We start from the raw sequence: 6,076 nt of genomic DNA, 5'->3' as shown, positions 1-6,076 counted from the left end.
TACTAATTTGGTTGGAAAAGAAGGATTATTATTACATTCATCCCCAATGGCTCATATTCCTTAAAATCCAGGAACTAAAGGAGGCGTCAATTGTGGCAAAACCTCTTATCGTTGATGAAGTATGGAAGGAACGTATTGCGAGTCAGCTGAACGATATGGAATTCGGTTCGCTTCACATCGTTGTGCATGAGGGACAGATCGTGCAGATGGAGCGGACGGAACGCAAACGGTTCGAGAACACGCCGGGCAGCTCCGTGAAGGCGGCAGCAAGAGCCGAGCGGAGGACCGGAAGAGAGTCCGGGCTGCGCTAGCCTCGAACGCCCCCGTCAGCATGACGAACGGAAATAAATAACCCCGCTGAATGCCTTACCTTCCATCGTGGAAGGGGGGCAGGACAGCGGGGTTATTTGGCCTAGTCGCGTATGGAAGAAGGGTCAACCCTATTAGTGGAACGAGGGGGAAGGGCCGCAGGACGCAGGCTGCGGAGATTCAGCGATCCTTCGGATTCTCCTCGTTGTCTTGGGTTACTTCGCGGTGGCCGGCATAGGGCCGGTTCCGGCGGCTGGGCTTGGGGTTCAGGTTAAAGCCGAACAGGAACAGCACCACCTGGACGGCCAGTATGTAAGGTGCCGCGGTCAAACCGAGCAGGTGCAGAAGCGCCACCGCGGCGATGATGAGGGCGAGCAGCCGGTACAGAATGCCCGGCGTATCCCTTCGGGTATCCATAATGACCCAGTACAGGAAGAGCGTGGCCGCGAGGCATGAAATGAGCCGCGTCCACAGCTCAAGGCTTGTCCATGACAAGGCGGCGGCGCCGCTGTCCTGAAAGCCGTTATACAGCTGGATGAACCAATACAGGGTGAGGACCAGAGCGACGAAAGGAACCGCCGGGCGGATCATTCTCCAGAAGCTGGTGCCCCAGCCGGGATTGTCTATTTTGCGGATCAGCACCGATTGTTCATGAATCCGCCGGTGGATTTCCCGGTCCAGCATTTTCTGCAGCAACAGGAGCCGGGAGAAATCCCGTTCGCGTATGTAAGCATCGATCATGTCCAGCAGCTCCGGAGTCATCAGCGGGGCCGCCTTGCATTCCTGAAGCAGCTGGACAAGCTGGTCCGGCTCCTGGGCGCCGACATGGGCGGCTTCCACTTCTTCGCCAAGGACGCCCTGCGCCCGGCTGTACAGGGCGAGGGTGCGCTGCAGCAGCTCCAGCCGCGCGGCGGCCTCGGCCCTCAAGGAACGGGATGTGCGGATGTACAGCCAGAGGAAGACGATGACCGCGAGCCCAGCTATGATCAAATTTGACTCCGTTCCGGTCAGCCGGTCAAGGCCGGCCTGTAGAGCAAGGGACAACAGCGCCACCTCCCTTCATTCATTATTATTTTATCAAGATCAGGAATTTCAAAGGTGAAGCTGAATCATTAAATGATCGCAAGAAAAACTTCCTCTAAACGTGGTCTGTCTCCTGTGAAGTTTCATCAATAGCCGTTTTTCTTTAGATCATGGAATTACAAACTTTAGGCGAATCAAGATAAAAATTCAATGATCGCAAGAAAAACTTCCGCTAAATGTGGTCTGTCTCCTTTGAAAATACATCAATAGCCGTTTTTCTTAACTATTGCATAACCTTTCCGGGATTTCAACAGGTTAACCTTCGCTACTCGAGGTTTGCGGATAATATATGGGGCAGTTCACCCAGCTCCCGCAGCAGGTCCTGTAGCGTCCCGTTATGCTTGGCCCTGGCTTTGATGTTCAGGTGATACAGGCTGCTGTCGCCCGGGTCCTGTTCGAGCTGGTAGGAGGTCACTGCGATTTTCCGCGCCGACAGGCGCTCTAGAATCGGCTTCACGGACTCCTTGTCGTCCAGCTCAAATGAAATGCTGAGCGCTTTGCCGGTTTTGAAAATGCTCAGCAGCTCAAGGCCGATCATGACGAGAATGGTGGCGCTGATCCCGGCGGCATACATGCCCGAGCCGATGGTCAGGCCGATGCCGGATGTAGCCCACACGCCGGCCGCGGTCGTCAGGCCACGCACGCTTTTCCGCTCGATAATGATCATGCCAGCACCTAAAAAGCCGATGCCGCTGACGGCTTGGGCGGCGACCCGGCTCGGGTCGAGCGCCACGTGATCGTGGTCCATAATGTCGAAGAAACCGTACTTGGATACCAGCATAATTAATGCGCTTCCAACCGCAACGAGAAAGTGGGTGCGCAGCCCCGCCTCCTTGGCTCTCAGCTCCCGCTCAAGACCGATTACGGCTCCAAGCAGGCCGGCCACGGCCAGCCGGACGATAAATTCACCAATCATGTGACAACAGCTCCTCTCCATGCTACAAATGTTTTTGCAACCATCCACCGTCCCTAAAGTACTGCTTCCCAGGTAACATTACCCATTCCGCCCGCCGATGCCAATCGGATTTTCACCCCCGCCCTGAAATGGGTAAGTATTGAGCAAACGATGAGACGCGGGAGGCGGAGGCTATGGATTATGGCATGATCACCATAAAATTAATTACGGGATTCATCGGCTTGTGGCTGATGACCCGGGTTCTCGGGAAAAAGGAAATTTCCCAGCTGACCCCCTTCGACTTCGTCTCCTCGCTTATGCTGAGCGAGCTGGTGGGGAATACGGTATACCAGAAGGACGTCCACTATGGCCAGCTCCTGTTCGGACTGGCGGTTTGGTTCATCCTATCGTATTTATTTGAAAAAGTCACCCAGTATGCGCGCCGAACGAGGGGGCCTTTGGAGGGTACGCCTTCCATATTAATACACAACGGGAAAGTGGATATGCGGGAAATGAAAAAGAACCGGCTGGATTTTGAGCAGCTGCGGATGATGCTGCGTCAAAAGGATATTTTTTCCCTGCGCGAGGTTGCTTATGCCATCTTTGAAACGAACGGCTCGCTCAGCGTTCTGAAGAACGCGGATTTTGAAGCGGTTCAAAAACAGGATCTGGATCTGAATTCGGATCCGTCCGGCCTGACCTATAATCTGCTGGAGGATGGGGATTATAACGACGATAAATTGCAGCAGATCGGCAGAGACCGGAAATGGCTGGCGGCCATGCTGAAGGAAAAAGGCTTCAGCGATCCCGGCAAGCTGGCCTATGTCGAATGGGAGGAAGGGAAAGGATTATACATTTTGCAGCATAACCGGGAAGGGCAGACGGGGAGCGGACGGCTGCAAAAAGCGGAAGGATAGCATGCGGAAGACAGGTCATGTAGAATAATAACAGGCATAACAGCGAAGGAGACAATAACCTATGGAAACGATCAATGCAATGCATATTACGATATTTGGAGCCAGTGGACAGGTCGGAAAAGCCATCGTTCGTGAGGCGCTGAAGCGCGGGCACGGGGTCACGGCCGTCGTGCGGGATCCCGCCAAGCTGACCGAGGAGCACGAACGGTTGAACGTGGTGACCGGAAACATTCTGGACCCTGCATCGGTGGCCAGCGTTTGCGAGGGGCAGGATGCGGTCATCAGCGCATACGGTCCGACGTTTGGCGAGGAGCAGGAGCTGCTGGAAGCCGCGCGTTCGCTCATCGAGGGCGTACAGCGTGCCGGCGTGAAGCGGCTGCTCATCGTCGGCGGGGCGGGCAGCCTGAAGACCGGTCCGGATACGCTGCTGATGGATACGCCGGAATTTCCGCAGGAGCTGGTGCCGCTGGCCAGGGCGCATGCGGATGCGTACGACATTTACAGACTGTCCGATCTGGATTACAGCTACCTCAGCCCGGCGGCGGTGCTGGAAACCGGACGGCGCACCGGCAACTTCCGGATCGGCATGGACATGCTCATCACCGATGAGCTGGGCAGCAGCCGGATCTCGATCGAAGATCTGGCCGCGGCCCTGATCGACGAAATGGAGGATCCGTATTTCGTCCGCACCCGGTTTACGGTAGCTTACTAGGTTAGCGACGGGTCTCTGCGGTCGGGCTGCTTCTATATTAAGCATCCGGGCGGAGGCTGCCTTAGAATTGAACAATACGAGGGTCCCTTTAAAACAGCTGGATGACATCGAAGACAACCCCACATCTGTGGGGTTGTTTCATATAAGGAGGAGACGGCAGATGTATATCGTGACATCCGACGAAATGAGAGAGCTGGACCGCCGAACGATCGAGGAGGTCGGCATCCCGGCGGTGGCGCTGATGGAGAACGCCGGCAGAGCTATCGCGGAGGAGGTGATCCGGTGGTGCCGGGAGCGCCGTTATATCAGCAGCGGCAGCTGGCAAGGCGCCGAGTCCAAGAGTGGAAGCCCGGGCGATATTGTGCCGGCGGTTCAAGGAGACGCCGCGCTCCGGCTGGCGGAACCAGAGCGCGAGCATTGGCTCGTCTTGGCCGGCAAGGGCAACAACGGCGGGGACGGCCTGGTCGCGGCGCGGTACTTGCGTGAAGCGGGCATGCGCGTCACGATCGTTTACGCCGCAGAGCCCGGCCGCCTCACCGGCGAGGCGGCGCTGCAGCGGGACGCGGCTCGCGCATTGGGCATCCCGATGCTCGTCCACGGCCGTGACGACGTGGACTTCACCGCCTGCACGGGCATCGTGGATGCCCTGCTCGGCACCGGCAGCCGCGGTGCGCCGCGCGGCGCCTACGCCGAGCTGATTGCCGCGGCGAACGGCAGCGGCAGGGGCATCGTGTCGGCGGACATCCCGAGCGGGCTGGACGCCGACACGGGGGGCATGCACGATCCCTGTATCCGTGCACGGCGGACCGTATGCCTCGCGTTCCTGAAGCGAGGCCTGGCGCAGTTCCCCGGCGCGGAATCCGCCGGGGAGATCGTGGTGCGCGCCATCGGCATCCCCGCGCTGCTGTGCGCGCAGCAGAACGTCAGCACGTTCCTGCTGACGGAGGAGGTGCTGCGCACGCGGCTTGGGGTCGATACGGCGCGCCGCCGCTCGCCGGACGGCCATAAAGGCACGTACGGCCACGTGCTTGTAGCGGCGGGCAGCCTGCCGATGAGCGGCGCGGGCCTGCTCTGCTCGCGGGCGGCCCTGCGCGCCGGCAGCGGCCTCGTTACCTGGGCGCTGCCGGGTCCGCTGCTGCCGCATATGGCGGGCGCCGCGCCGGAGGTCATGCTCGCCTCGGCGACCGCCGCCGACTGGCACGAGGCCTCCGCCGCCCGCGTCCTCGAGCTGCTGGCCGGGCGCGACGTGCTCGCCGTCGGCCCCGGGCTGGGGCGCTTCGAGGGCGACGGACGCTGGCTGCGCACGCTCTGGGAGGAGGCGGCATGCCCGCTGGTCGTCGACGCCGACGCGCTCAACATGCTGGCCGCAAGCGACGACTTGGACGCGTGGAAGCCGCGCCAGGCGGACACGGTGCTGACGCCGCATCCCGGCGAAATGGCGCGGCTGGCCGGCTTGTCCACTACCGAGGTGCAGCGCGACCGGATCCGCCTGGCGTCCGAATACGCCAAGGCGCACCGGGTGACGCTGGTGCTCAAGGGCGCGCGGACGGTCATCGCCACGCCGGACGGCGATGCTTACGTGAACGCGACCGGCAGCCCGGGCATGGCGACCGGAGGCGCCGGCGACGTGCTGACCGGCATCATCGCCGGGCTGCTGGCCCAGGGCGCAAGCGGTCCGCAGGCGGCAGCGTTCGGCGTGTACCTGCACGGACTGGCCGGGGAAGCGGCGGCGGGGCGCCGTTCCAATCCGGCATCCCTCGTGGCGGGCGATATCATCGAAGCGCTGTAGCCGGCCGGAGCCGTAAAAAGCGGCGGCTACAGAAAGCCCCAGCAGAGCAGGGGAACCAGCAGGGCGAAAATCAGCGTGATGAGCGAATCGCGTACAAACAGCTTTTTCCCGACGTAACACAGCAGCACCGTACACATTCCCGCCACCGTGGAGGCGATATGGTCCGTTCCTGCGGCATCATGTACATACAGCGCATAGAAGCACAAAAAAACCGGCCGCCGCGTAGATCGAGATTTGTTTGTCCCTGGACAGGGGAGGCAGCACGTACAGCACAAAATCCGCCAGAATGGAGGCGGTCATCGCATAACCGTAGACCCAGTAGGACAAGGGAATGGGCAGATCGGTGTCCGATGCCAGAGGAAGCTGATCCT

At 60.0% G+C, this 6,076-nt stretch carries 7 protein-coding genes and 1 pseudogene; 4 read left to right on the top strand and 4 right to left on the bottom strand.

From position 1 onward, the window contains the following. Nucleotides 1-92 precede the first annotated feature (92 nt). Nucleotides 93-311, top strand: coding sequence for a YezD family protein (locus tag CPT76_RS31600; RefSeq protein ID WP_076172809.1), 219 nt, complete (start codon nucleotides 93-95; stop codon nucleotides 309-311). A 178-nt stretch (nucleotides 312-489) separates the two neighbouring features. On the opposite strand, the gene CPT76_RS31595 is transcribed toward CPT76_RS31600, so the two are convergent. Both CPT76_RS31595 and CPT76_RS31590 read right to left on the bottom strand, forming a co-directional pair. Beyond that, a complete protein-coding gene (locus CPT76_RS31595) occupies nucleotides 490-1,353 on the bottom strand; it encodes a hypothetical protein (RefSeq protein ID WP_105445703.1) in 864 nt (287 codons plus the stop codon). Between the two features lie 304 nt (nucleotides 1,354-1,657). Further along, nucleotides 1,658-2,308, bottom strand: coding sequence for an MgtC/SapB family protein (locus CPT76_RS31590; protein ID WP_105445702.1), 651 nt, complete (start codon nucleotides 2,306-2,308; stop codon nucleotides 1,658-1,660). A 173-nt stretch (nucleotides 2,309-2,481) separates the two neighbouring features. Between CPT76_RS31590 and CPT76_RS31585 the strand changes: the two genes are divergently transcribed. The 3 genes from CPT76_RS31585 (at nucleotide 2,482) to CPT76_RS31575 (ending at nucleotide 5,705) form a co-directional block, all read left to right on the top strand. Continuing rightward, nucleotides 2,482-3,204 carry a DUF421 domain-containing protein gene (locus CPT76_RS31585; RefSeq protein WP_105445701.1) on the top strand — a complete coding sequence of 241 codons (723 nt, stop codon included), beginning with the start codon at nucleotides 2,482-2,484 and terminating at the stop codon, nucleotides 3,202-3,204. A 79-nt stretch (nucleotides 3,205-3,283) separates the two neighbouring features. After that, entirely contained in the window at nucleotides 3,284-3,916 is a 633-nt protein-coding gene (locus tag CPT76_RS31580) for an NAD(P)-dependent oxidoreductase (protein WP_105445833.1), read from the top strand. A 160-nt stretch (nucleotides 3,917-4,076) separates the two neighbouring features. After that, nucleotides 4,077-5,705 (top strand): NAD(P)H-hydrate dehydratase, encoded by a 1,629-nt coding sequence (locus CPT76_RS31575; protein ID WP_105445700.1) that lies wholly within the window; start codon nucleotides 4,077-4,079, stop codon nucleotides 5,703-5,705. A 26-nt stretch (nucleotides 5,706-5,731) separates the two neighbouring features. Here the strand turns inward: CPT76_RS31575 and CPT76_RS31570 are convergent, their stop codons facing one another. Both CPT76_RS31570 and CPT76_RS38075 read right to left on the bottom strand, forming a co-directional pair. Continuing rightward, nucleotides 5,732-5,911, bottom strand: coding sequence for a hypothetical protein (locus CPT76_RS31570; protein WP_105445699.1), 180 nt, complete (start codon nucleotides 5,909-5,911; stop codon nucleotides 5,732-5,734). Further along, nucleotides 5,883-6,076: pseudogene (locus tag CPT76_RS38075) on the bottom strand (hypothetical protein); the annotation flags it as partial. The gene CPT76_RS31570 and the pseudogene CPT76_RS38075, both read right to left, overlap by 29 nt.

The sequence above is a fragment of the Paenibacillus sp. AR247 genome (assembly GCF_002968895.1).
GTDB classification, from domain to species: domain Bacteria; phylum Bacillota; class Bacilli; order Paenibacillales; family Paenibacillaceae; genus Paenibacillus_AQ; species Paenibacillus_AQ favisporus.
Note: the sequence above shows the minus strand (reverse complement) of the source record. Positions and strands in the feature narration are given on the sequence as shown.

Coding starts and splice junctions, on each gene's coding strand:
- CPT76_RS31590 (WP_105445702.1), bottom strand. CDS start 2,308: ATGATTGGTGAATTTATCGTCCGGCTGGCCGTGGCCGGCCTGCTTGGA.
- CPT76_RS31585 (WP_105445701.1), top strand. CDS start 2,482: ATGGATTATGGCATGATCACCATAAAATTAATTACGGGATTCATCGGC.
- CPT76_RS31580 (WP_105445833.1), top strand. CDS start 3,284: ATGCATATTACGATATTTGGAGCCAGTGGACAGGTCGGAAAAGCCATC.
- CPT76_RS31575 (WP_105445700.1), top strand. CDS start 4,077: ATGTATATCGTGACATCCGACGAAATGAGAGAGCTGGACCGCCGAACG.